The following is a 24,030-nucleotide window of genomic DNA, read 5'->3' as shown; positions in this document are numbered from 1 at the left end:
ATGACGGCCTTTGCGACTTTCCGATCTGACCCTGTTCCCTTCGCTGACTCGATCTCACAGCAATGCCTCCAACACTCTCCCTCATAAAAAGCGTTCTGCAGAGGAATAACACGAGCCGAGCGTGTCATGGATGACAGGTTTTGCGTCTTTCCGATCTGACCCTGTTCCCTTCGCTGACTCGATCTCATAGCAATTCCTCACAACATCTGCCCATAAAAAAAGCGACCCGAAGGTCGCTTTCTTAGCGTTGAATCAGACTTACTTCTTACGAGAGTATTTCAGTGAATCCAGCGCAACGGCGAAGATAATGATGCCGCCTTTAATGATGTACTGCCAGTAAGGGTTGACGCCGATATAGGTCAGACCGTAGTTGATAACGGTGAAGATCAGTACACCGGTCACGACGCCCGCTACGCTACCCACACCACCGGCGAAGGAGACGCCGCCGACCACACAGGCCGCAATCGCATCCAGCTCATACATAAAGCCGAGGTTGTTGGTGGCAGAACCGATACGACCCGCTTCCAGCATCCCGCCGAAGGCGTAGAATACACCTGACAGGGCATAGATCATGATCAGGTTCATCGGGACGTTCACGCCTGACACTTTCGCCGCTTCCGGGTTACCGCCGATAGCAAAAATGTTTTTGCCGAAGCGGGTTTTGTTCCACAGCACCCAGACGAAAATAATGGCAATCACAGCGTAGAACGTGATGAACGACAGTTTGAAATCACCAAAGCGCAAGAAGCCCTGGGTGAATTTCGAGAAGCCTGCGTCAAAACCGGCAATCGGTGATGCGCCAACAAAGTCATAATAGAGTGAGTTGATACCGTAAACGATAATCATGGTGCCCAGCGTGGTGATAAATGGCGTTACCTTCAGGTAAGCAATAATCACACCGTTGACCAGACCAATCACACCGCCGATGATGCACACGGTCAGAATAACCAGTGGAATCGGCACGGTATCCAGCGTCGGGAAGACTTTGTTCGCGTTATCCATCGCCTGCAGCAACGTCGCGGCGACAACCGCAGCCAGACCAACCTGACGTCCGGCTGACAGGTCAGTACCCTGGGTCACAATCAGACCCGCCACACCCAGTGCAATAATAATGCGCACTGAAGATTGGGTCAGAATATTACTCAGGTTCATTAAACTTAAGAACGATGGATCCTGGAAGATAATAATAGCCAGCAATACCAGCAGAACGACGTAAATGCCGCCCTCTTTTAACCAGGTTAGCGCATTCTTTTTTGTGGTCGCTTTCATGTTAACAGCCCTTGCTTCATTAAAGGTGTAATGACGCTAAACGCAATATTTCGTTCTGCGTGGTCGTTTTGGTATCAACTATGCCTGCTACCAGTCCATTACTCATTACCAGAATACGATCGGTAATGCCTAACAGCTCCGGCATTTCAGAAGAGATAATAATGATGCCCTTTTCTTTCTTCGCCAGCTCAGCAATCAACTGGTAAATTTCGAATTTTGCACCAACATCAATACCGCGAGTTGGTTCATCAAGCATCAGGATTTCAGGCTGGGTCAATAACCAGCGGCCAATAATCACTTTTTGCTGGTTACCGCCCGAAAGCGAACCAATTTGAGTATGATGGCCTGGTGTCTTAACGCGCATAGAATCGATCACCCACTGGGTATCACTCTTCATGCGTTTATTATCCAGCAGCCCCATACTGTTTTTATATTTTTTAATATTGGAAATAAGCGAGTTAAAACCAATATCCAGATAAGCATAAATACCGGTTGAGCGACGCTCTTCCGTCACCAGCGCGAAACCGTGGTTAATGGCTTCGTTGGCACTGTGATTATTAATCGGTTTACCATGCAGTTTAATGGTGCCACCCGATTTTTCGCGAATGCCAAACAGCGTTTCGACGATATCGGTACGTTTGGCGCCAACCAGCCCGGCAATGCCGAGTATCTCCCCTTTACGCAGATCAAATGAGATGTCACGAATCGATGGCTGACGCAGCGACGTCAGATTGCGCACCTCAAGAATGGTCTCGCCTGGCACGTTGGTACGGTCAGGGAAACGCTGGTTCAGTGAACGGCCGACCATCATAGCGATGATCTTATCCATATCCAGCCCTTCCAGCGGCTGAGAGGTAATCCACTGACCATCACGCAGAATGGTGATCTCATCGCACAGCTGGAAAATCTCTTCCATCTTGTGCGAAATATAAACAATGCCGCAGCCGCGATCTTTCAGTTTGCGAATAATCGTGAACAGGTGATTAACCTCTTTCTCAGTCAGCGAGGAAGTCGGTTCATCCATAATCACAATTTTCGCGTCGTAAGAGAACGCTTTGGCAATTTCAATCATCTGCATCTGAGATACAGAAAGATTGGCAACTTTGTCGCGCGGATCGATATCGATATCCAGCTCGTCAAAAATCGCTTTTGTATCCTGATACATTTTATCCTGATCGACAAAAAAGCCTTTGCGCGGATAGCGCCCAAGCCACATGTTGTCCATCACGGTACGTTGCAGTACCAGGTTTAATTCCTGATGCACCATCGACACGCCATTTTCCAGCGCCTCTTTGGAGCTTTTATAATCGATCTCGTTACCCTGAAACAGGATACTGCCGGTATCTTTTTTATAGATACCAAACAGGCATTTTAATAATGTGGATTTCCCGGCACCGTTCTCGCCCATTAATGCATGAACAGAGTGAGGCCGCACTTTCAAATTAACATTATCTAACGCTTTAACGCCGGGAAATGATTTTGAAACATTCGTCATTTCCAGCAAATATTCTCGCTGCGCGGTCGTGTTATCACTGGCCATATTTTACCTGGCTAAAAAACGGTGGTGACATAAAAAAGGCGCGACCGCGGTCGCGCCCGTAATCGATCTTATTTCACGAACTGAGACAGATTTTCTTTATCAACCGGCACGTAAGGAACGCGGACGATCTTATCAACCATCTTGAAGTTAGTGCCGTCAGTTGCCGCTTTGCCGTTCGCCAGGTTATTGGCAATATCCAGCGTCGCTTTCGCCTGGTTTTCCGCATCGTTCAGCACGGTACCGGCCAGCGCACCGGATTTAACCAGCGCCAGCGCTTCTGGCAGGGCATCGACGCCGAACACAGGGATTGACGTCATGTTGTGCGCTTTCAGCGCTTCAACCGCACCCATTGCCATCGCATCGTTGTTGGCAATCACCACTTCGATTTTTTTGGCGTTCGGGCCTGACAACCATGCATCCATCTTATCTTTAGCCTGAGCGGTATCCCACATGGCCGTATCCATTGCTAACTGCTGGGTTTTCAGACCATCTTTGTTCAGGGTGTCGATCACATATTTGGTACGGGCTTCTGCATCAGGATGACCCGGCTCGCCTTTCAGCAGCACGAACTGAATGGTGCCATCTTTGTTCAAATCCCAGGCTGGTGTCGCTTTCCAGTGTTTCTCGATCAGCTGACCCTGAATGATGCCGGACTCTTTAGAGTCGGTACCGACGTAGTAGGCTTTGTCATAACCCGCCAGCACTTTGGCGTTCGGTTCTTTGTTGAAGAAGACAACCGGCACATCGTTAGCACGCGCTTTGTCTACGATCACCGCAGCGGCAGCCGGGTCAACCAGGTTAATCGCCAGCGCTTTCACGCCTTTTGCCATCAGCACGTCAACCTGATCGTTCTGTTTGGACTGGTCGTTCTGTGAGTCATTCATCAGCAACTGTACGCCACCGATCGCTTTCGCTTCTTTCTCGATGTCTTTACGCACCATTGACATGAAGTTGTCATCGTATTTGTAAATGGTCACGCCGATACGGGTGTCAGCTGCGTGAGCGGTTGCACCAAACATCATGCTGGCAACCAGTGCTGTAAGCGTGAAAACCTTCTTATTCATGGTATCTCCGGTTTTATTATGCAGGGTCTTTTTAGCGCTACCGCGCAACATGCGGGAGAGCAATCGGTAAAACAGATCGGCACGTCGGCTAACGTAATGGGGATGGTGAGCCGTTGAATACCGTCTAAAACCTGACATCCTTGTGCCTGAATGCTTCCATGAAGAGGGGGTGAACCCTATAACCGGCTACTGAGACCACAACTGATGCCGTTACACTGGCGTTACATAATGTTTCAGTCCGGTAAGACGCTGCCATCATAGTGAGAGCAATGTTAATTAACTGTGAATGTAATCACAGATTGAAAACGGTTACATGCCTGAATCGCCTGAATTAGTGACGGACTCCACATTTTGCCGCTGCGCCACCGAATGACGCCGCACCAGCGTCGGCATAAAGATATGTGTTGCGGTGTCATCAAGCAGGCCTGCTGCGCCCTGCAATGCCAGTTCTGTGGCGATTTTCGCCATAGATACAATGGGATAGCGAACAGTCGTTAACTGTGGGTCGGTGTAACGGGAAATGGGAATATCATCGAAGCCAATGACAGAAAAATGCTGTGGAACCTGAATGCCGTTGTCTTTCAACGCAGTGAGCGCGCCAGCAGCCATGCCGTCGTTATAGGCAAACACCGCCGTAAGGTTGAGATTGCGCCCCAGCAACTCCACCATCGCTGCTTCACCGCCCTGCATGTCGGGCTCTGCACTGGCTATCCAGCTCTCCTGGGGCCGAATGCCCTGCTCTGCCATTGCCTGCATCCATCCTTCACGACGCTGGGCCACATCTTCGATCGGATGACTGGAGCAGAGATAGCCGATGCGGCTATGTCCCTGTTGTAACAGGGTTCTTGAAGCCATCAATGCGCCAGTGACGTTATCCAGACTGACGCTGCGGTGTTCAAAACCGGGAACGATACGGTTAATGACTACCATGCCGGGTACGTGCTGCATAAAGTCCGCCAGTTCCGCATCCGGCAGTGTTTTTGCATGCACCACCAGCGCGCTGCAGCGCTGACGGATCAGCACTTCAATGGCATGACGCTCTTTCTCTTCCTGATGCCAGGAGTTGCTGATTAACACATGTTTGTGCACGCGCTGCGCTACGGTATCGACTGCTTTAACCAGCGCCCCGAAGAAGGGATCGGAGACATCCATCACCACCACCCCAATCGTGTCGCTGACCTGCGTCGCTAGCGCCTGGGCGTTGGCGTTAGGGCGATAGCCCAGCGCTTCAACCGCCTGTAACACGGTGTCACGGGTATCTGAGGTCACGGCGTTGCTCTGATTAAGGACGCGCGACACGGTCGCCACTGACACGCCAGCCTGACGGGCAACATCACGAATAGTTATCATGCAGCAGTTCCAGAAAGGAAAATTAGGCATCACGCCGGGTTGAACACCGGCGCTATTTTGTCAGGGGCGGGAGGCGAGCAGCGTGAATTGCGTCACATCAATGAAAACGGTTACATACAATTCTGCAACCTTTGTGATGGCGGTCATTATCCTGCGTTGTCAGTGATGCGTGATTTACCGGCTGAGAGCAGCGTAAACCGCCGCCACAGCCATTCCAGCGGACCCTGTGCGAAGAAATGTAACCAGATGAGAGAAAACAGAATATTGATGAGCCACACCGCAGGCACCATCAGCACCAGCTCCAGCCGGGTGAAGTGCATATAGAAGCCAAAGCGATAGAACAATGTAGTGCAGATCACGGTCTGAAGCAGGTAGTTGGTCAGCGCCATCCGGCCCACGCACTGGATGGCATAGCTGATGCGCCAGCGCGCGATCTGCGGCCAGTAAGCCAGGCAGAGTGCGGTGTAGCCCAGACTAATTAGCGGGCTGGCAAGGTCGCGCGGCGCTTGCAGGTAAAATGCGGTCCAGCGAAACTCCCAATGTAACAGCCATTGCGCTGCCACACCGGCCACCGCAATGGAGAACCCAATGATTAACAGCAGCGCCGCCGCCTGACGATAATGCCGTGCAGGGAATTCGCCAATCAGCCAGCCGCTGCGCAGCAGTGCGCCACCGATCATCATCAGACCTGCCAGCTGCCAGCCATACTGCGCTGCAAGCGCCATCAGCCCTGACGAAAGATGGTCCAGCCGGTTCTGTATCGCGTCCCAGCCGCCAGCAAGTTTCCAGAACTGTTCATATTGCAGTTCTGCTGCACCCGGCAGCCAGGAATTAGTCGGCTCAGGAGAGGAGATCGACCCAAACACCAGCAGCACCCCGCAGCCGACCAGGTAGAGCAGAATGCCGGTATTCATCAGGCTGCGGGTGGAGGGAACATCACGCAGCACCCGCCACACCACCAGCCCGATAATGCCGTAGTCCAGCAGGATGTCACCTTCCCAGAGAAAAACCCCGTGTACAAAACCGATCAGGACCAGAAGGGAAAGCCGGGCTGTGAGCCAGCGACTGCCGCGCGGCAGCTGCATTTGCAGACCCGCGCCAAACAGCAGCGCAAACAGCGTGAGGAATTTGAGCTGAGCAAAAACGTCAGAGAGTGCCCATGTCCAGGCATCGGAAAGCGTGACGCTACCCTGCCAGGCTGGATTAAGGTAGGCGGCTGAAGGCAGACCGAAGCCGACAATATTGAGCAGCAGAATGCCGAGAATGGCACATCCACGAATGAAATCCAGCGCGTGATAGCGTTGCATGCGGCACCTGCACATTGAGGCGGGCAACGTTATGCGCCCGCCATAAACTCAACTATGGCGCACCGCGCGCAAAAATTCCTGACGGGTGTTCTGACTTGACTTGAACAGGCCACCCAGCGACGTCGTGGTAGTGGCGCTGGTGGCATCTTTTACGCCACGCGCTTTGACACAGTAGTGCACCGCATCAATAGAAACAGCCACATTGTTAGTGCCCAACAGCGTCTGCAATGCAACCAGAACCTGCTGCGTCAGCCGCTCCTGCACCTGCGGACGCTGAGCAAAGAACTGCACGATGCGGTTAATTTTCGACAGGCCAATCACCTTTTCTTTGGGAATATAGGCGACGGTAGCCTTGCCATCGATGATCACAAAGTGGTGTTCACAGGTGCTGGTCAGGGTGATATCACGCACGGTCACCATCTCATCGACCTTCATTTTGTTCTCAATGACGGTGATTTTCGGGAAGTTTGCGTAGTCGAGGCCGGAAAAGATTTCATCCACATACATTTTGGCGATGCGATGTGGCGTTTCCATCAGGCTGTCATCTTCAAGATCCAGATTCAGCAGCTGCATAATCTCGGTCATGTGCCCGGCAATCAGGCTCTTACGCGTTTCGTCATCAATGTCGCGCGTCGGTGCACGTAACGGCGTTTCCAGTCCACGCGCCAGCAGCGCTTCGTGAACCAGGGCAGCTTCCTGACTTAAGGTGCTCATCTACTCTTCTCCGGCTGGTGTTGCGCCCGCAAGCCTTTGCCTGCGGGCCCTGTAATCAGGCGCGTATTGTGAAACTTTCTTTGCGGGGAATCCAGCAATCAATCAGATTGGTGATGAAAGCTTTTCACTCAATTCTTCGCCAGACCAGCAGGCCTGCCCAGACCAGACTCACCCCTGCCACCCAGAGCGCAGGCTCAAGCCGATGTAACAAGGCCGTTGAGAGAAAAGAGAGCAGCGGGCCGACAAGTTGTCCAATCGCATAGCCGGTCGTCAGCAGGCCAGCCATGAATCGCAGATGGTTGGGCGCCAGTTCGCGGGCGCAGAGCATAGACAACTGCACCACACTCAGGAAGCCGCCTCCGACCAGCAACGCACCGGCCAGCAGGCCACTAAAGCCGGGCAGCAGCGCCGCAGCAAACACACCCAGCGCCTGTGCCCAGAGCACCAGCGCCAGGCGGACATGGCTGTGCCCCCAGCGCCGCGTCAGAATACCCAGCAGGATGCCGATCATTGCCGCCCCGCCAAATATCGGCCAGACAAACTGCGCGAAGATGCCGTCAGGAAAACGTGTGGCGGCCATCTGCGACAGAAAAGTCGCGGGCAGGATGTAGCCAAACCCTGCCAGACTGTAACTCAGCACCAGCCGTTTAAGATTGCGGTTCAGCACCAGCGGCTCGGGTGCCTGATCCGGACGATGCAGTTCGCCGCGACGCGGTAAATTACGGGTGATTAACGCAATCAGCAGCAGCGCCAGCGCCCCGTAAGCAGCCCAGGCAAGACCGGCGGAGACCTGGAATGTGTGCAGCGCTACCCCCAGTAAACCACTGACAAAAATGCCGCAACCCGGCCCGGCGAACACCGCCGCCGACAACCCTGCCCGCCCATGCCGATGCAGCTGTTCGTTGCTCCAGGCCGCCACCAGCACCATCGCCCAGCCGCTGGCCCAGCCAATCAGAAAACGAATAGCGCCATGCAGCCACGGGCCGGTTGCCAGTGCCGAGAGCAGCGTCAGGATTACCGCTCCCCATACACCCGCCTGCAGCCGCAGTTCGACCCTTTGATGCGCCCGCATCGCATCAAAGGAGCCACACAGGTAGCCTAAATAGTTGAGGGCTGCGACCAGGCTGGCACTGGTAAGCGTCAGCTGGTGAGCCTGAATCATCAGTGGCACCTGCGGCGTAAAGGCAAATCGCCCTATGCCCATCGCCACAAATAAAGTTAAAAATGCACTGAGCGCGACGCGTAACGCCATTGCTGAACTCCTGTTGTTCTGCCCTGAGATCTCTTCTGACTTGCTAATAGCATGCAGGATGACTAAACTCACGGAAAGTGAATAATATTAACCAACTTGCTTACAGGAAGAGAAGATATGGATTTAGTTCAGCTGCGTATGTTCTGTTCCGTCGCCGAAACGGGTTCACTGGCGCGCGCAGCAGAACATCTGCATCGCGTCCCCTCTAATCTCACCACGCGGCTGCGTCAGCTGGAAGAGGAATTAGGTGTTGATCTCTTTATTCGTGAGAAGCAGCGCATTCGCCTGTCGCCGATGGGCCATAATTTCCTGAATTATGCGCAACGCATTCTGGCGTTAAGTGAAGAAGCGATGAGCATGACCCGAACCGGCGAACCGGCGGGAAACTTTGCACTGGGCTCCATGGAGAGCACCGCAGCGACCCGTCTGCCTGGCCTGCTCGCCGCCTATCATCAGCGCTTTCCTAAAGTGGCGCTGTCGCTGATTACCGGCACCTCAGGCGAAATTATTGATCGGGTCCGTGAAGGCACCCTGGCCGCTGCGCTGGTGGATGGCCCGGTTTCTCATGATGACCTGAATGGCTGCATCGCTTTTCGCGAGGAGATGGTGCTGATCACCGGGCTGGATCATGGGCCAATCACCACGGCGCGCGACGTGCAGGACGATACTCTGTTTGCGTTCCGCAACAGCTGCTCTTACCGGGTGAAGCTGGAGAGCTGGTATCGCGACAGCCAGACCGCACCCAACAGTGTGATGGAGATTCAGTCCTATCACGCCATGCTGGCCTGCGTAGCGGGCGGTGCAGGGGTCGCGATGATTCCGGCTTCGGTGCTGAAGCAGATGGCGGATCGGTCGCGGGTGCAGGCGCATACCCTGCCCGCAGCTTATCGCGACACCGCCACCTGGCTGATGTGGCGGCGTGACGCCTTTACCCCGAATGTCGAAGCGCTGAAATACCTGATTATTGAACAGTTTGACGATCGTCCGCTCAACGATGAGCTGATCCACCCATTGCAGGCGACGGAATAAGCGTTCCACGCTATGTTTAACTCACGAAAAAAGGCGCTATTACGCGTCACAATCTGACTGGAAGAGGGATTGCATGAACATGATCAAAACCCGTGCCGCGGTTGCCTGGGCTGCTGGCGAACCACTGAAAATCGAAGAAGTGGATTTAATGCCACCGCAAAAAGGTGAAGTGCTGGTGCGTATTGTCGCGACCGGTGTCTGTCATACCGACGCCTACACGCTCTCCGGCACTGACCCGGAAGGTGTTTTCCCGGCGATCCTTGGCCATGAAGGCGGCGGCATCGTGGAAGCGGTGGGCGAAGGAGTAACCAGCGTGGAAGTGGGAGACCATGTCATCCCGCTTTACACCCCGGAGTGCGGCAAATGTAAGTACTGTCTGTCGGGCAAAACTAACCTCTGCCAGGCGATTCGCGCCACCCAGGGTAAGGGCCTGATGCCGGACGGCACCACCCGCTTCTTCAAAGATGGCAAACCGATTTTCCATTACATGGGCACCTCGACCTTCTCTGAATACACCGTCATCCCGGAGATCTCACTGGCAAAAATCAGTAAAGAAGCACCGCTGGAAGAGGTTTGTCTGCTGGGCTGTGGCGTCACGACCGGCATGGGCGCGGTAATGAACACCGCCAAAGTGAAAGAAGGCGACACCGTGGCGATCTTCGGTCTCGGCGGCATCGGTCTTTCTGCGGTGATTGGCGCGAAAATGGCGAAAGCAGGCCGTATCATTGCCATCGACCTCAACACCAGCAAATTCGATCTGGCACGTAAACTGGGTGCCACCGATCTGATTAACCCGAAAGATTACGACAAACCGATTCAGGATGTGATTGTCGAGCTGACCGACGGCGGCGTGGACTTCTCGTTTGAGTGTATCGGTAACGTCAACGTAATGCGTTCCGCACTGGAGTGCTGCCACAAAGGCTGGGGCGAGTCTGTGATTATCGGTGTTGCCGGTGCCGGTGAAGAGATCTCTACCCGTCCGTTCCAGCTGGTTACTGGTCGCGTCTGGCGCGGTTCCGCGTTTGGTGGCGTAAAAGGCCGTTCACAGCTGCCAGGCATTGTGCAGGATTACCTCGACGGTAAATTTGCCCTTAACGACTTCATCACTCACACCATGCCGCTGGAAGAGATCAACGACGCCTTTGATTTGATGCACGAAGGAAAATCGATTCGCTCGGTCGTGCACTTTAACAAGTAATCAGGAGGCGTTATGGCATCCACTCTGGAGCTACTGGAAGAACACCGTATTTTTGGCGGCTGGCAGCAGCGCTGGCGTCATCAGTCAGCCGTGCTGAACTGCCCGATGACCTTTAGCATCTATCTGCCCACCCCGCACGGTGATGCACCGCCGCCGGTGGTCTGGTTTTTAGCCGGCCTGACCTGTAACGACGAGAATTTCACCACCAAAGCGGGCGCGCAGCGCGTTGCGGCGGAACTGGGTCTGGTGCTGATTATGCCGGACACCAGCCCGCGCGGTGACGGCGTGGCGAACGATGAGGGATACGATCTGGGTCAGGGTGCGGGATTTTATCTCAATGCCACCCAGCAACCCTGGGCGAGTCATTTCCGCATGTTCGACTATCTGAGCAGCGAGTTACCTGCCCTGATTGCGGATAACTTCAAGGTCAGTGAACGCCAGTCAATCATGGGTCATTCTATGGGCGGACACGGCGCGCTGATGCTGGCGCTGCGTCTGGGTAACCGCTTTGCCTCGGCTTCAGCCTTTGCACCGATTGTGAATCCAATGCAGGTGCCTTGGGGCCAGAAAGCGTTTCAGGCCTATCTGGGCGACGATCGTGCGGCGTGGCGGGAATATGACAGCTGCCAGCTGATGGCGGAAGTCTCCCATCGGTTGCCAATGCTGATCGATCAGGGTGACAGCGATCAGTTCCTGGCCGATCAGCTGCAACCAGAGCGGTTAGAGGAGATCGCCCGCGAGGTGGGTTTCCCGCTGACGCTGCGTATTCAGCCGGGTTATGACCATAGCTACTTCTTTATTGCCAGTTTTGTGGAAGATCATCTTCGCTTCCATGCCCAGCATCTGCTGGCGTAAATAATCAGGGCCGCTATTGCGGCCCTCTTTTTTTGCATGCTGTAGAGGCGGGAACATGGTTGCAACGTCAGCGCCCTGCCAGCCCTGCACTCTCCTTTCCGAAAGAGGCGGATACTTCAGCCGCCGCAACCTTAACCTGACGCTCAGACTAAGGCCGGACCGGTCAGCCCATCGATCATCACCTGCGGAATGCCGCGTGAGCAGTGTTCGATACGCCCGTTGACGCCATACACTTTTGCCAGCGTAGCCGGCGTAATCACTTTATCCGGCTGCCCTTCTGCGACCAGCGCGCCCTGCTTAAGCATCAGGGCATGTTGCGCATGACGCAGCGCGATGTTGATGTCATGCACCACCACCACCGTCACGATGTTGCGCTGGGCCGTTTCGCGGCGCACCAGGTCCATGACGTGGAACTGGTAATTGAGATCCAGCGCGCTCAGCGGTTCATCCAGCAGCAGCAGTTTAGGGCGACGGATTAAAGATTGCGCCAGCCCGACCAGCTGCTTCTGTCCGCCCGAAAGCTGATCAAGGTAGCGCATCGCCAGATGGGCAATGCCCAGTTGTTCCAGCAGATGCATGATTTCCGCTTCACTGCTGGCACTGTGCAGGCCACCGGAGGCACGCTGTGCCACGATAATCGATTCCAGCACATGCAGATGCACGCCCGCAGGCAGCGACTGTGGCAGATAGACTACGTTTTTCGCACGGCGGGCAAACGGCTGAGTCATGAGATCTTCACCGTTAAGCCACATCTCGCCCTGACCTTTATTCAGACCAGCCAGTGCACGCAACAGCGTCGATTTACCGCAACCATTCGGTCCCAGCAGAACGGTAATCTCACCGCGTGGCAACGGAGCCACGTTGAGGTTTTCAATCACTTTATGTTTGGGATAACCGGCACTGAAGCCGCGTAATGTCAGACCCGTTTCCATTATACCGTCCCCCGATGACGCAGAATAATACTCAGGAAGAACGGCACACCAATCAGTGACGTCACAATACCCACGGGAATAATGACACCCGGCAGCAGGTTTTTCGACGCGACTGACGCCAGGGAGAGCACCAGCGCGCCAACCAGCGCACTGGCAGGCAGATAGAAACGGTGATCTTCACCAAACATCATGCGGGCAATGTGGGGTGCGACCAGGCCGATGAAGCCGATGGGGCCCACAAACGCCACCGCCAGCGCCGAAAGGATACTGATGCGCAGCAAGGTGGTCAGGCGCAGCCGGCGCACGTCGATACCAAAGCTCACGGCGCGATCTTCACCCAGACGCAGCGCCGTCAGCTTCCAGCTGCTCATCATTGAGAACGGCACCAGGATGGCCAGCGCCACGGTCAGCACGCCCAGCTTCTCCCATGAGGCGCGCGCCAGGCTGCCCATGGTCCAGAACACCAGACCCTGCAGCGTATCTTCGCTGGCAATGAACTGCATCATCGAGACCAGTGCGTTAAAGGTAAAGACCAGTGCGATACCGAACAAAACGACGCCCGCAGAGGAGACCTGCGTCCAGCGGGTCACGGCATCCAGCATCAGCGCGGCAAACAGTGCAAAGACAAAGGCGTTGGCTGAGATTAACCACTGATCAGGAATGCCAGGAATACCGACGCCGAGAATGATCGCCAGCGCGGCACCAAATGCCGCCGCCGATGAGACACCGAGCGTAAACGGGCTGGCCAGCGGGTTATTCAGGATAGTCTGCATTTCTGCGCCGGCCAGGCCCAGCGACAGCCCGACCACCAGCGCCATCAGTGCATAAGGCAGACGAATATCCCAGACGATAACACGGGTACCGGCATCGACACTGTCGGGGCTGAGCAGCGTATTCCACAGCGTGTCCAGTGAGAGCCCGGCCGGACCGAGCGTAAAGTCGAGGATTAACGAGGCAACAATCGCCACCAGTAATACGCCAATCCAGATCAGGCGGCGGCGCAGCACCTGATGATAGTTTTGCATGGTGTGGTGAAGCGTCTCTTCCCCCGCCAGCAGCGAAGTTTCGGTAGTCATTTTTGAACCCTGTGTGGCTATCACGTCAGAAAACGCAGTCACAATAGTGCAGGTGATAATAATTATCAATTCGTTCGCATAAGCGAGGCGAGAAAAAGCAGTAAAAAATGGTGTTGTTAGGGGAACGATAATGGCAGATATAGCGCCTTGACGTTAAAGATGGGGAAGATGCTCAGGGCGCATACGTCTTTCGCAAAGACGTATGCGCCTATCGCTTTAAGGCCGGGAGCTGCCTCAAGGCGCTGTGTCAGGTACCTGACTTAACAGCGCCAGCGCACAGTTCTAATCTTTATGAACCGGGAACTCCATCTCGCTGTACTTCACGAAACGGCTGCCGCGCGTCAGCCTGTAGCCGAACCAGATAATCAGGAACAGCGGAAGGCCAATGTAGGTGGCCGCTACGCTGTACCAGTCAATGCTGTCGTTAAGGAATGCCTGATAGTTCTGACCCAGCGTAATGATCAGGCAAAGCACAAAGGCGAAGATCGGCCCCAGCGGGAAGAAGCCGGAACGGTAAGGCAGATCGTTAAGATCATGACCCTGGGCAACATAGCCGCGGCGGAAGCGATAGTGACTGATGGCAATACCCAGCCAGGCGATAAAACCGGTCATGCCTGAGGTATTTAGCAGCCACAGATAGACTTCCTGATTGCCAAACTTAGAGGTCAGGAAGCACAGCCCGGCCACGACGGTCGTCGCCCATAAGGCATTGCGCGGAACGCCGCCTTTAGAGAGTTTCGCGAAAATGCGCGGCGCTTTGCCTTCACTCGCCAGGTTGTAAAGCATACGCGTTGAGGCGTACATACCGGAGTTACCGGCTGACAGCACCGCCGTCAGGATCACCGCATTCATCACCGCTGCCGCAGAGAGCAGACCGGCGTTCTGGAACACCAGGGTGAACGGGCTGACGCTGATATCGTCAATGTCGTTATGCAGCAACTGCGGATCGGTGTACGGCAGGATCAGACTGATAATCAGGATGGCGAACACATAGAACAGCAGGATACGCCAGAAAATCTGCCGCACCGCGCGCGGGATATTTTTCGCCGGATCTTCAGATTCGCCCGCCGCGATACCGATCAGCTCGGTGCCCTGGAAGGAGAATCCCACAATCATCGCCACGCCAATCATTGCCGCAAAGCCACCCGCAAACGGCGCATCGCCAACCTGCCAGTTATGCCAGCCCGCATGCTCCGCACCGCGCATAATGCCGGTAATCATCAGCACGCCAACAATGATAAAGATAATCACGGTGGCCACTTTAATCAGCGAGAACCAGTATTCCGCCTCGCCAAAGCCTTTCACCGAGATGTAGTTAAGCAGGAATATCAGACCCAGGAACAGCGCGCTCCAGATCCAGCCTGGCGTGTCAGGGAACCAGTAGGTCATCACCAGCTGGGACGCCACCAGGTCAACCGCGATGGTCACCGCCCAGTTGTACCAGTAGTTCCAGCCGAGGGCGAAGCCAAAGCCCTCTTCAACATATTTCGCGCCGTAGGTGGCGAAAGAACCCGATACGGGCATAAAGGCGGCCAGCTCACCGAGACTGGTCATCAGGAAGTAGACCATCAGGCCGATGAGCATATAGGAGAGAAGTGCTCCACCGGGGCCAGCCTGTGCGATGGTTGCGCCAGAGGCGACAAACAGGCCAGTACCGATTGAGCCGCCGATGGCGATCATCGTCAGATGACGGGCTTTTAACGCACGTCGTAATGCAGGTTGTTGTGTTGTATTTGGGTCATTATGCATGTGTTAACGCTACGCTGGGTAAAAATGAGGCGCGATTGTAGCAGCCAGACCGCCTCTGTATAGCTGATGCCATGCTGTTATAAGTTATGTTCATGATCGCGCCCGAATTATTAGCGGTCACTCACGGCAATAGGACAAAAAGCGCGTCAGAGCTTTTGAAATATGCTTCTGCCGGTGATGAATGCGGTAGAGCGTTCGGGTCAGACGCGGCAACGGAATCGTCAGTTCTGTCAGCGTGCCCGCCTCCAGCAGATCGGCAATCACCCGGCGTGAAAGACAGCTGATCCCCATGCCATGCCGCACTGCATGCTTGATCGCTTCGGAGTTGCCCAGCTCCATGCCCAGCTGAAAACTTGGCAGGTGTGACAACAGCAGATAGTCGACGATTTCACGGGTGCCCGAGCCGCGCTCGCGCAGGATCCAGGGCGCTTCGGCCAGCGTTTTCAGCGTCACCGGCTGTTGCAGAATCGCGGCGTCAGGTGCGGCAAACACCACCAGTTCATCTTCCAGCCAGGGTTCACTGACCAGCTCGGTCATGTGACACGGCCCTTCAATCAACCCGACGTCTACGCGAAAATCGGAAACCGCCTGAATCACATCCTGACTGTTTCCGACGCTCAGCTCCAGCGGCAACCCCGGAAAATCACGGCGATAAGCGGCCATCATGCCCGGCAGCAGATAGTTACCGATGGTGCTGCTGGCGAAGATGCGAATTGCGCCGTTATCCTCTTTGAACAATTGCTCAATTTCACCTGCCTGCTCCAGCAGTCCTACCGCACGCGGATAGAGCAGCCGCCCGTGCTCATTTAGCACCAGCCGTTTGCCGACCCGATCAAACAGCTGCACCCCAAGTTGACTCTCCAGATCGGCCAGCGCCGCGCTGACTGCGGACTGCGACAGCGCCAGCAACTGCGAAGCCTGCGTCGTTGAACCGCTTTTGAGCACTTCGGTGAACACTTCGATTTGCCGCAGCGTAATGTGCATTGTTGCCTCTTAACTCAATGAATGCCTGACAAGATAAATCATTAATGCCAGCCAGAGCAGCCCGGCGATGCCCAGCCAGCCTGCCATTTTTTTACCGCGCGCACGCTGAGACTGCGCTTTCGCGATGCTGCTGATACGCACGTCTTTCGGCAGCAACCGCATCAGCACCATGACGCCCGTCGGGATAATCACCGCGTCATCCAGCAGACCAACAAACGGGATCACATCCGGGATGAGATCGATCGGGCTGACGCCATACGCGACCAGCCCCAGCATCGCCACTTTGTTCCACCAGGGCGTGCGCGGATCGCGAAAGGCAAACCACAGCACCCGGGCATCTCTTTTGATCAGCGTCGCCCAGCGGCGCAGACGCGAAACTATCATGATTGCGGCCTTATCGTTTATTCTGGTCAATTATAAATATATTATCAATTTCACTTTTAAGCCAGTCGCCGTCATGATCATGACTCAACCATGAGGAGTGACCACCATGACCGAACTGAGCATCGCTAAACCCCATCATCCTGTTACGCTCTGGTTCCCCGGTCTGCTGCTGACTGCCGCGATTGCCGCGGCTGCCAGCTGGCTCGCACAGCAACCGGTGGTGGCAGCAGCGGGGCTGGGTTCACTGACCCTGGCAATCATGCTGGGCATCCTGGTCGGCAATAGCGTCTATACGCCTCTGGCGTCGCGCTGCGACAGCGGCGTGATACTGGCTAAGCAGAAGCTGCTGCGGCTGGGGATCATCCTGTTTGGATTTCGCATCACCTTACAACAGATTGCCGACGTTGGTTTTAGCGGCATCCTGATTGATGCGCTGACGCTGAGCAGCACCTTCTTTATTACCTGCCTGCTGGGCATCCGGCTGCTGAAACTGGATCGCGATACCGTCTGGCTGATTGGCGCGGGCAGCAGCATCTGTGGGGCAGCGGCCGTACTGGCGACCGAGCCAGTGGTAAAAGCCGCCTCCTCGAAAGTGGCGGTGGCTATTGCAACCGTGGTGCTGTTCGGCACGCTGGCAATCTTTATCTATCCAATGCTGTGGCCGCTGGCGCACCATCTTTTTCCAGGCCTGAGTGCATCGCAGTTTGGGGTATTTACCGGTTCGACCATCCATGAAGTGGCACAGGTCGTGGCTGCCGGACACAGCATCAGTCCCGATGCCGAGAACAGCGCGGTGATTGCCAAAATGCTGCGGGTGATGATGCTGGCCCCGTTCCTGCTCTGCCTGAGTGCAGTGCTACGCGGCAAACGCAAAGCGCGCAACGCGCGTCAGCCGGTGACGTTTCCCTGGTTCGCCCTGCTGTTTATCGCAGTCGCGCTGTTTAACTCGCTGCAGCTGCTGCCTGCCACGGTAGTGGCCACGCTGAACGAGCTGGCGGGTCTGCTGCTGGCGATGGCGATGGCGGCTCTGGGATTAACCACCCGTTTTAGCGCATTACGTGAGGCGGGCGTTAAACCGCTGCTGCTGGGCGCACTGGTATTTGGCTGGTTAATCGCGGGTGGCGGCACCATCAATCTGCTGGTGCAACATTTCATGGGCTAACAGCATCGGGTATCATGCCGTTTCATCCGTGCATAGCCCCAGGAGAAAGGCATGAAATATATCGGCGCACACGTGAGTGCGGCAGGTGGTGTGGATCAGGCAGTGATTCGCGCCCATGAAATAGAAGCCACCGCCTTTGCCCTCTTTACTAAAAATCAGCGTCAGTGGAAGGCCGCCCCGCTCTCCACTGAGGTGATTGATGCTTTTCGCGCCGCCTGCGAGACGTACAAATTCAGTCCGCAGCAAATTCTGCCGCACGACAGTTTTCTGATTAACCTCGGTCATCCGGTTGAAGAGGCGCTGGAGAAATCCCGCGCGGCCTTTATTGATGAATTAAAACGTTGTGACCAGCTCGGCCTGACGCTGCTGAACTTCCATCCCGGCAGCCATCTGCATCAGATTGAAGAAGAGGCCTGCCTGAAGCGGATTGCGGAGTCGATCAACATCGCCCTCGACCAGAGCCAGAATGTGACCGCCGTCATTGAGAATACCGCCGGTCAGGGCAGTAACCTCGGATTCCGCTTCGAGCACCTCGCCACCATTATTGAACATGTCGAAGATAAGTCGCGCGTCGGCGTCTGCATTGATACCTGTCATGCGTTTGCTGGCGGGTATGACCTGCGTACCGAAGCGGACTGCGAGGCAACCTTTGCTGAGTTTGAGCGCATTGTCGGCTTTGATTATCTGCGCGGTATGCACCTTAACGATGCCAAAAGCGCCTTCGACAGTCGCGTTGACCGCCATCACAGCCTGGGTGAAGGGAATATCGGCAAAACGGCGTTTAGCTGGCTGATGAAAGATCCGCGGTTTGATGGTATTCCGTTAATTCTTGAGACTATTAATCCCGACATCTGGAAAGATGAGATTGCCTGGCTGAAAGCCGAACAGCAGGGATAGAAAAAGGGAGCCAGCTGGCTCCGAGATTTTTGACAAAGTCAGGCCTGGTTGCTGTAAGACTGAGCCTGCACAGGGAACAAGGTCAGATCGGAAAGACGTAAAAGCAAACAGGGAGCCATCGGCTCCCTGTTATTATCACTTCAGCAGATTATGCATTTCTGCACATCAGGCTTTCGCCAGCTGCTCTTCCGGACGTTTCAGTATCGCATAGCCCAGACCCGCAACCGCAGTACCGATGACAATCGACATCAGATAACCGACAACCGGGGTAATGGCGCCAGGGATCAGCAGTACAAACAGTCCACCGTGCGGTGCCATCAGTTTCGCGCCAATCGCCATGGAGATCGCGCCGGTGATTGCGCCGCCCACGATACAGCAAGGCAGAACACGCATCGGGTCACGGGCTGCGAATGGAATCGCACCTTCAGAGATAAAGCAGAGACCCAGAACCAGTGCCGCTTTACCACCTTCCTGCTGACCTTTGTTGAATTTACGACGGGCAACCAGCGTAGCCAGACCCATCGCCAGAGGTGGCACCATACCGGCTGCCATGATGGCGGCCATCGGTGCATACGTCTGCGAACTCAGTAAGCCGACGCCAAATGCGTAAGCCACTTTGTTCACCGGACCGCCCATATCGGTACACATCATGCCGCCCAGGATTGCGCCCAGCAGGACCGCATTCGCCGTGCCCATGTTAGCCAGCCAGTGTGTCAGGCCACTCATGATGCCCGCAACCGGTTTGCCCACCACGTAGATCATCAGCAGGCCGGTGATCAGACTCGCGAACAGCGGGATAATCAATATCGGTTTCAGCGCTTCCATACTCTGCGGCAGTTTGACTTTGCCGCTGATCAGCTTCGCTGCATAACCGGCAATAAAGCCCGCGATAATACCGCCTAAGAAGCCTGCATTGATGCTGGTGGCGATCATACCGCCAATCAGACCTGGCGTCAGACCCGGACGGTCAGCGATGGAGAAGGCGATAAAGCCCGCCAGCACTGGTACCATCAGAGCAAAAGCGCTGCCCCCACCGATTTGCATCAGCGCAGCGGCCAGAGTGCCCTGTTCTTTAAACGCTGTGATACCAAAAGCAAACGACAGGGCGATGCTCAGACCACCCGCGACCACCATCGGCAGCATGTAAGAAACACCGGTCAGCAGGTGACGATAAGCCCCTGCCCCGCCTTTTTTCTCTTCTTCACTGCTATTGCTCTGTCCGCCAGCCACCTCTTTATATGGCTTCGCTTCTGCAACCGCTTTATCCAGTTCCTGCGCGGTTTTCTTCAGCGCCAGACCGGTTGAGGTGCGGTACATCGGCTTCCCGGCAAATTTCGCCAGATCCACTTCGATATCAGCTGCGACGATCACCAGATCGGCGGCAGCAACTTCTTCCGGGGTGATGGCGTTACCCGCACCCACTGAACCGCGAGTTTCAACTTTCACCCACCAGCCGCGACGGGTCGCTTCAGCCTGAATAGCTTCGGCAGCCATAAAGGTGTGTGCCACGCCGGTCGGACAGGCGGTAACGGCCACAACGCGTTTCTGCGCGCCAGCCTGAGCCGGTGCTGCAACTGATGCACCTGCAGGTGTTGCCACAGCCGCAGGAGCCTGCCAGGTTTTAGCTTCAGCTTTGGCGCGGTTAAGGAAGGTTTCCGGCTCGCGGACCGCCAGCTGGATATCACCCAGCCAGACCGCTTTGCCGTTCAGCGCCGCATCATCCGGCACGTTTTTACCCAGCACAATCGCCAGTTCAGCGTCGGCAGGGTTCTCAGTCAGGGTCAGGCCCGCAGCAGCTGCGGCGGCAGCCAGACGTTGTTGCGCCATATATGCGGAAGCCAGTCCCAGTGTAGGGTCTTTAATCAGCAGCGTTTTCATTATCGCTCTCCTGCTGTCAGTTAACGGGTTGTAAGTCGACACGCGCCATCATTGCGGCCAACTGCGTACGATCGGAAACGCCAACGTTGCTCTGGCTGACGGCCATCGCCGCCACGGCAGTCGCAAGACGCAGCGTGTGTTCGCTGGATTCACGCATCAGCAGGCCATAAATCAGGCCGCCCACCATCGAATCACCGGCACCCACGGTGCTGACGACTTCACACACCGGCGGTTTAGCAATCCATTCGCCTGACGCGTTGACCCACAGTGCGCCTTCCGCGCCCAATGAAATCACCACATGGGCGATGCCCTGCTCGCGCAGTTCGTGCGCAGCGCCAATCACATCCTGCAGACCAGGCAGTTTGCGACCGGCCCAGATCTCCAGCTCACGGCGGTTAGGTTTCACCAGCCATGGTGCGGCTTTCAGTCCTGCAACCAGCGCCTCGCGGCTGCTGTCAAAAATGATGCAGGGGCAGTGAGTACGCAGTTCGGTCATCCAGCGGGTAAAGGCATCGTGATCAACGCCTTCTGGCAGGCTGCCGCTGACGCAGACCATGTCGAACTGGCCCAGCCAGGTCAGAGAATCAGCCGTAAAACGATCCCAGTCCTGACCCGTGACCTGGAAACCGGAGAAGTTGAGATCGGTAACGTCGCCGGTCTGTTCAGTGAGTTTAACGTTAATACGGGTACGGCCCGGCACCACCTGGAAACGGTTGGCAATGCCCAGCTCGCTGAACAGCTGCTGGAAGCCGTCCTGATTCTCTTTACCCAGAAATCCACCCACGGTGACATCGATACCCAGGTCTTTCAGGACTTTAGCAACGTTGATGCCCTTGCCCGCCGCGTGCAGCCCGGTGGTTTTCACCAGGTTGACTTCGCCGCGTTCAATTTCAGGGGTATATCCCACCAGGTCATACGCCGGATTCAGCGTGATGGTGGCGACGCGTCTGCTCATGCTGCCCCCTCGCCCAGACCGCTGTTGATCGCCTCTTCAATGGCGGTCAGCGCCTGCTGTGCATCGTCACCGCTGGCGGTGAAGCGCAGGCGATGGCCTTTCTTCACGCCCAGCGCAACCACTTTCATCAGGCTACGGCCGTTAGCAGGTTTACCGCTGCCGTCGAGATTGGTCACAGTGATGTCGCAGTTGAACTGCTTGATTACGCTAACCAGCGCGGTGCCTGGACGGGCATGGAGACCATGCTCGTTGCGAATAGTGAATTCTGCGGTCAGCACCTCAGCCTGCTCATCAACTTCGCTGGTCAGCAGTGCGTAAACGCCTGCTGCATCCGCTTTAAGCAGGCGATCTGCTTTGTTCTGCTGCAGTAATGCGCTGAGGTAACCCAGCACTTCCAGTGGACGTTCATCGGTCGCTGAAACGCTGATTAACATCGCCGCGGATTCGCCCTGATGGTCGAATGCATGTTCAGCGCGGCTGATGGCAACACCGCTGCGCAGGTTGCCGAGGCTGCTGTCGCTGAGCCAGATGCCCTGACCCAGATTCAGCGGAGCCGTCGAGACCACGTCTGCGACGTAGCTCGCATCCACCACACCCGCGGACTGCAGCCGGCCAGCATTCATTGCCTGCAGAGTCATCAGATCGCTGGCAGCGACGTTGAGCGTAATTAATGAGGTGTCGAAGCTGAACTCGGCGGCCTGTTTTTCGCCCATCAGCAACGCACGAAGATCTTCAGCAGAGGCGGTTTTGAGCTGTTCAGCAATGGTGTCATCGCTCAGAACATGGGTCAGCTGACGCAGTAGCGCCAGATGCTCATCCGACTTAGCGGCAATCCCGATGGCGACATAAGCAGTCTGATCGTCACCCCAGGCAATGCCCTGCGGGAACTGAAACACCTGAACACCGGTTTTCAGGACCATGTCGCGGGTATCGGTGGTGCCATGGGGAATTGCGATGCCGTTGCCGAGGAACGTTGAGGTTTGCTGTTCGCGGGCCAGCATGCCATTGACGTAGCCTTCCGTCACATTACCCGCAGCGGTTAACGCGGCAGCAACCTGACGAATGGCCTCTTCTTTATTCTGGGCGCTGGCTCCGGTATGGATGGCCTGCAATTCGAGCTGGAACATAATTCTCCTCGCTTGCTGAGATTGAATCGTTTCAGCCAGTGGGGATTTTTTTACGCCATGCTGTTGAAAACAGGTGGCGTAGTCACCGCTGAAACGTTTCAGGGATTGTGGTACAGCAATTTTCCGGAGGCAAGAGAATGCGCAAACGGCGTAACAGATTTTTGACGTTACGCACATTTCAGGGGGATTATGGGGAATAAAAAGTGAACAGGCTGACGCGGTTGCTGTAATGCAGAGATCTGTGGACCGAAAATGTCAGCAGCGTCAGCGCTTCAGGGGGCAGTATCGGCTTCGAGCTGAAGTAAGTATGTCATCGCCTCCTGGCGTGAGTTGCCACACATGCTGTATGCAGGCTGCAGGCCTGCGCAGACGGCAGGACGCAATGGCGAACCAAACAGTTTGCAGCGCAGTAAGTCATCGAGCTGAACGCAGGGCGTGTTCGCGGGCTTGCCGTCAGGCATGCCAGGAATGGGTGAAGAGATCGAGGGCGCTGTACAACAGGCACCGCACTGGCTACGGCATTGCATGCTGTGCTCCGGCAGAGAAAGTCGCGGCGACAATAGCAGTCCGGGGCAGAAATTGCCATGAAAGCCGCGGCCTGACACAAAATTTCGCCTCCACCATATTGCCAGTTTTCACCGGCACGCGTAACGTTGCGCGCACTTCACTCTCAAGATAGCGAGAACAGCAATGCCAAAAGCCAATGAAATCAAAAAAGGGATGGCCGTCACGCACAACGGTAAACTGCTGCTGGTTAAAGACATTGATGTGCAGAGCCCCAGCGCACGCGGTGCTGCCACCCTGTATAAAATGCGCTTTACCGATGTCCGCACCGGTTTAAAAGTTGAAGAGCGGTTCAAAGGCGACGAGATTATTGATGCGATTTCGCTCAGCCGTCGCAGCGTCACCTTCTCTTATATAGATGGTGACGAATATATTTTCATGGATGACGAGGATTACACCCCTTACTCCTTTAAGCAGGAGCAGATCGAAGAAGAGCTGCTGTTTATCCCTGAAGGCGGCATCCCTGGCATTCACGTGCTGACGATGGAAGGTCAGGTACTGGCGCTGGAACTGCCACAAACTGTGGATATGGAGATCGTGGATACTTCACCAGGCATTAAAGGAGCTTCCGCCAGCGCCCGAACCAAACCAGCCGGAATGAGCACAGGCCTATCTATTCAGGTTCCGGAATATTTGAGCAACGGTGACCGCATCCGCATCCATATCGCTGAACGCCGTTACATGGGCCGCGCTGACTAACCGCCAGCCTGCTGCTGATCGCGATAGTGTTATAGTATTACACTA

The 24,030-nt window shown here is 55.5% G+C and carries 22 protein-coding genes; 6 read left to right on the top strand and 16 right to left on the bottom strand.

The window, feature by feature from the left end; all coding sequences use genetic code 11:
• Nucleotides 1-258 precede the first annotated feature (258 nt).
• The 7 genes from mglC to IAI47_RS06715 all read right to left on the bottom strand — a co-directional run bounded on the left by mglC (nucleotide 259) and on the right by IAI47_RS06715 (nucleotide 8,496).
• Nucleotides 259-1,269, bottom strand: a complete 1,011-nt coding sequence (gene mglC / locus IAI47_RS06745; protein ID WP_003854114.1) for a galactose/methyl galactoside ABC transporter permease MglC — start codon at nucleotides 1,267-1,269, stop codon at nucleotides 259-261.
• Nucleotides 1,270-1,288: 19 nt separating this feature from the next.
• The gene (mglA, locus tag IAI47_RS06740) at nucleotides 1,289-2,809 is read right to left on the bottom strand and encodes a galactose/methyl galactoside ABC transporter ATP-binding protein MglA (protein ID WP_003854115.1); all 1,521 of its coding nucleotides are present in this window, start codon (nucleotides 2,807-2,809) and stop codon (nucleotides 1,289-1,291) included.
• 68 nt (nucleotides 2,810-2,877) lie between these two features.
• Nucleotides 2,878-3,873, bottom strand: a complete 996-nt coding sequence (gene mglB / locus IAI47_RS06735; protein ID WP_003854116.1) for a galactose/glucose ABC transporter substrate-binding protein MglB — start codon at nucleotides 3,871-3,873, stop codon at nucleotides 2,878-2,880.
• A gap of 309 nt (nucleotides 3,874-4,182) precedes the next feature.
• On the bottom strand, nucleotides 4,183-5,223 hold the full coding sequence (galS, locus tag IAI47_RS06730) for an HTH-type transcriptional regulator GalS (RefSeq protein ID WP_003854118.1): 1,041 nt from the start codon (nucleotides 5,221-5,223) through the stop codon (nucleotides 4,183-4,185).
• Between the two features lie 146 nt (nucleotides 5,224-5,369).
• Entirely contained in the window at nucleotides 5,370-6,530 is a 1,161-nt protein-coding gene (gene yeiB / locus IAI47_RS06725; protein ID WP_008926106.1) for a DUF418 domain-containing protein YeiB, read from the bottom strand.
• A gap of 48 nt (nucleotides 6,531-6,578) precedes the next feature.
• Nucleotides 6,579-7,244 carry a GTP cyclohydrolase I FolE gene (folE, locus tag IAI47_RS06720; RefSeq protein WP_008926107.1) on the bottom strand — a complete coding sequence of 222 codons (666 nt, stop codon included), beginning with the start codon at nucleotides 7,242-7,244 and terminating at the stop codon, nucleotides 6,579-6,581.
• 124 nt (nucleotides 7,245-7,368) lie between these two features.
• Entirely contained in the window at nucleotides 7,369-8,496 is a 1,128-nt protein-coding gene (locus IAI47_RS06715) for a YbfB/YjiJ family MFS transporter (protein WP_008926108.1), read from the bottom strand.
• 117 nt (nucleotides 8,497-8,613) lie between these two features.
• Between IAI47_RS06715 and IAI47_RS06710 the strand changes: the two genes are divergently transcribed.
• From IAI47_RS06710 to fghA, 3 genes are all read left to right on the top strand, one after another.
• Nucleotides 8,614-9,525, top strand: coding sequence for a LysR family transcriptional regulator (locus IAI47_RS06710; RefSeq protein ID WP_003854125.1), 912 nt, complete (start codon nucleotides 8,614-8,616; stop codon nucleotides 9,523-9,525).
• 73 nt (nucleotides 9,526-9,598) lie between these two features.
• Nucleotides 9,599-10,723, top strand: a complete 1,125-nt coding sequence (locus IAI47_RS06705; protein ID WP_003854127.1) for an S-(hydroxymethyl)glutathione dehydrogenase/class III alcohol dehydrogenase — start codon at nucleotides 9,599-9,601, stop codon at nucleotides 10,721-10,723.
• Nucleotides 10,724-10,735: 12 nt separating this feature from the next.
• A complete protein-coding gene (gene fghA / locus IAI47_RS06700) occupies nucleotides 10,736-11,578 on the top strand; it encodes an S-formylglutathione hydrolase (RefSeq protein WP_008926109.1) in 843 nt (280 codons plus the stop codon).
• A 143-nt stretch (nucleotides 11,579-11,721) separates the two neighbouring features.
• On the opposite strand, the gene IAI47_RS06695 is transcribed toward fghA, so the two are convergent.
• The 5 genes from IAI47_RS06695 to IAI47_RS06675 form a co-directional block, all read right to left on the bottom strand.
• Nucleotides 11,722-12,510, bottom strand: a complete 789-nt coding sequence (locus IAI47_RS06695) for an ABC transporter ATP-binding protein (RefSeq protein WP_003854130.1) — start codon at nucleotides 12,508-12,510, stop codon at nucleotides 11,722-11,724.
• Entirely contained in the window at nucleotides 12,510-13,586 is a 1,077-nt protein-coding gene (locus IAI47_RS06690; RefSeq protein WP_003854131.1) for an iron ABC transporter permease, read from the bottom strand. Before IAI47_RS06690 ends, IAI47_RS06695 begins: the two co-directional genes overlap by 1 nt.
• Before the next feature lie 282 nt (nucleotides 13,587-13,868).
• Nucleotides 13,869-15,335 carry an amino acid permease gene (locus tag IAI47_RS06685; RefSeq protein ID WP_003854132.1) on the bottom strand — a complete coding sequence of 489 codons (1,467 nt, stop codon included), beginning with the start codon at nucleotides 15,333-15,335 and terminating at the stop codon, nucleotides 13,869-13,871.
• A 117-nt stretch (nucleotides 15,336-15,452) separates the two neighbouring features.
• Complete coding sequence (gene yieE, locus IAI47_RS06680; protein WP_003854133.1) at nucleotides 15,453-16,319, bottom strand: DNA-binding transcriptional regulator YeiE; 867 nt, start codon at nucleotides 16,317-16,319, stop codon at nucleotides 15,453-15,455.
• A 9-nt stretch (nucleotides 16,320-16,328) separates the two neighbouring features.
• On the bottom strand, nucleotides 16,329-16,703 hold the full coding sequence (locus tag IAI47_RS06675) for a YkvA family protein (RefSeq protein WP_003854134.1): 375 nt from the start codon (nucleotides 16,701-16,703) through the stop codon (nucleotides 16,329-16,331).
• Nucleotides 16,704-16,809: 106 nt separating this feature from the next.
• On the opposite strand from IAI47_RS06675, the gene IAI47_RS06670 reads away from it, so the two are divergent.
• Nucleotides 16,810-17,865, top strand: a complete 1,056-nt coding sequence (locus IAI47_RS06670) for a YeiH family putative sulfate export transporter (RefSeq protein ID WP_008926111.1) — start codon at nucleotides 16,810-16,812, stop codon at nucleotides 17,863-17,865.
• 51 nt (nucleotides 17,866-17,916) lie between these two features.
• The gene (gene nfo, locus IAI47_RS06665) at nucleotides 17,917-18,762 is read left to right on the top strand and encodes a deoxyribonuclease IV (protein ID WP_008926112.1); all 846 of its coding nucleotides are present in this window, start codon (nucleotides 17,917-17,919) and stop codon (nucleotides 18,760-18,762) included.
• Nucleotides 18,763-18,927: 165 nt separating this feature from the next.
• Here the strand turns inward: nfo and fruA are convergent, their stop codons facing one another.
• The 4 genes from fruA to IAI47_RS06645 all read right to left on the bottom strand — a co-directional run bounded on the left by fruA (nucleotide 18,928) and on the right by IAI47_RS06645 (nucleotide 23,249).
• Nucleotides 18,928-20,640 (bottom strand): PTS fructose transporter subunit IIBC, encoded by a 1,713-nt coding sequence (gene fruA / locus IAI47_RS06660; protein ID WP_008926113.1) that lies wholly within the window; start codon nucleotides 20,638-20,640, stop codon nucleotides 18,928-18,930.
• Between the two features lie 16 nt (nucleotides 20,641-20,656).
• Nucleotides 20,657-21,595 carry a 1-phosphofructokinase gene (gene fruK, locus IAI47_RS06655; RefSeq protein WP_003854138.1) on the bottom strand — a complete coding sequence of 313 codons (939 nt, stop codon included), beginning with the start codon at nucleotides 21,593-21,595 and terminating at the stop codon, nucleotides 20,657-20,659.
• A complete protein-coding gene (fruB, locus tag IAI47_RS06650) occupies nucleotides 21,592-22,722 on the bottom strand; it encodes a fused PTS fructose transporter subunit IIA/HPr protein (protein WP_008926114.1) in 1,131 nt (376 codons plus the stop codon). Before fruB ends, fruK begins: the two co-directional genes overlap by 4 nt.
• 272 nt (nucleotides 22,723-22,994) lie before the next feature.
• Entirely contained in the window at nucleotides 22,995-23,249 is a 255-nt protein-coding gene (locus tag IAI47_RS06645) for a YkgJ family cysteine cluster protein (RefSeq protein ID WP_003854141.1), read from the bottom strand.
• 163 nt (nucleotides 23,250-23,412) lie between these two features.
• On the opposite strand from IAI47_RS06645, the gene yeiP reads away from it, so the two are divergent.
• The gene (gene yeiP, locus IAI47_RS06640) at nucleotides 23,413-23,985 is read left to right on the top strand and encodes an elongation factor P-like protein YeiP (RefSeq protein ID WP_003854146.1); all 573 of its coding nucleotides are present in this window, start codon (nucleotides 23,413-23,415) and stop codon (nucleotides 23,983-23,985) included.
• The last annotated feature ends 45 nt before the right edge of the window (nucleotides 23,986-24,030 follow it).

The organism is Pantoea sp. MT58 (assembly GCF_014495885.1).
Classification (GTDB): Bacteria; Pseudomonadota; Gammaproteobacteria; order Enterobacterales; family Enterobacteriaceae; genus Pantoea; species Pantoea eucalypti.
The sequence above is the reverse complement of the archived record's forward strand: the minus strand, read 5'-3'. Positions and strand labels throughout refer to the sequence as shown.

What these genes read in the sequence shown, in the direction of transcription:
- folE (WP_008926107.1), bottom strand. Translation starts at nt 7,244, where the DNA reads ATGAGCACCTTAAGTCAGGAAGCTGCCCTGGTTCACGAAGCGCTGCTG.
- yeiB (WP_008926106.1), bottom strand. Translation starts at nt 6,530, where the DNA reads ATGCAACGCTATCACGCGCTGGATTTCATTCGTGGATGTGCCATTCTC.
- yeiP (WP_003854146.1), top strand. Translation starts at nt 23,413, where the DNA reads ATGCCAAAAGCCAATGAAATCAAAAAAGGGATGGCCGTCACGCACAAC.
- IAI47_RS06715 (WP_008926108.1), bottom strand. Translation starts at nt 8,496, where the DNA reads ATGGCGTTACGCGTCGCGCTCAGTGCATTTTTAACTTTATTTGTGGCG.
- IAI47_RS06690 (WP_003854131.1), bottom strand. Translation starts at nt 13,586, where the DNA reads ATGACTACCGAAACTTCGCTGCTGGCGGGGGAAGAGACGCTTCACCAC.
- fruK (WP_003854138.1), bottom strand. Translation starts at nt 21,595, where the DNA reads ATGAGCAGACGCGTCGCCACCATCACGCTGAATCCGGCGTATGACCTG.
- IAI47_RS06670 (WP_008926111.1), top strand. Translation starts at nt 16,810, where the DNA reads ATGACCGAACTGAGCATCGCTAAACCCCATCATCCTGTTACGCTCTGG.
- fghA (WP_008926109.1), top strand. Translation starts at nt 10,736, where the DNA reads ATGGCATCCACTCTGGAGCTACTGGAAGAACACCGTATTTTTGGCGGC.
- mglB (WP_003854116.1), bottom strand. Translation starts at nt 3,873, where the DNA reads ATGAATAAGAAGGTTTTCACGCTTACAGCACTGGTTGCCAGCATGATG.
- galS (WP_003854118.1), bottom strand. Translation starts at nt 5,223, where the DNA reads ATGATAACTATTCGTGATGTTGCCCGTCAGGCTGGCGTGTCAGTGGCG.
- fruB (WP_008926114.1), bottom strand. Translation starts at nt 22,722, where the DNA reads ATGTTCCAGCTCGAATTGCAGGCCATCCATACCGGAGCCAGCGCCCAG.
- mglA (WP_003854115.1), bottom strand. Translation starts at nt 2,809, where the DNA reads ATGGCCAGTGATAACACGACCGCGCAGCGAGAATATTTGCTGGAAATG.
- mglC (WP_003854114.1), bottom strand. Translation starts at nt 1,269, where the DNA reads ATGAAAGCGACCACAAAAAAGAATGCGCTAACCTGGTTAAAAGAGGGC.
- IAI47_RS06705 (WP_003854127.1), top strand. Translation starts at nt 9,599, where the DNA reads ATGAACATGATCAAAACCCGTGCCGCGGTTGCCTGGGCTGCTGGCGAA.
- fruA (WP_008926113.1), bottom strand. Translation starts at nt 20,640, where the DNA reads ATGAAAACGCTGCTGATTAAAGACCCTACACTGGGACTGGCTTCCGCA.
- yieE (WP_003854133.1), bottom strand. Translation starts at nt 16,319, where the DNA reads ATGCACATTACGCTGCGGCAAATCGAAGTGTTCACCGAAGTGCTCAAA.
- IAI47_RS06695 (WP_003854130.1), bottom strand. Translation starts at nt 12,510, where the DNA reads ATGGAAACGGGTCTGACATTACGCGGCTTCAGTGCCGGTTATCCCAAA.
- IAI47_RS06710 (WP_003854125.1), top strand. Translation starts at nt 8,614, where the DNA reads ATGGATTTAGTTCAGCTGCGTATGTTCTGTTCCGTCGCCGAAACGGGT.
- nfo (WP_008926112.1), top strand. Translation starts at nt 17,917, where the DNA reads ATGAAATATATCGGCGCACACGTGAGTGCGGCAGGTGGTGTGGATCAG.
- IAI47_RS06645 (WP_003854141.1), bottom strand. Translation starts at nt 23,249, where the DNA reads ATGCAATGCCGTAGCCAGTGCGGTGCCTGTTGTACAGCGCCCTCGATC.
- IAI47_RS06685 (WP_003854132.1), bottom strand. Translation starts at nt 15,335, where the DNA reads ATGCATAATGACCCAAATACAACACAACAACCTGCATTACGACGTGCG.
- IAI47_RS06675 (WP_003854134.1), bottom strand. Translation starts at nt 16,703, where the DNA reads ATGATAGTTTCGCGTCTGCGCCGCTGGGCGACGCTGATCAAAAGAGAT.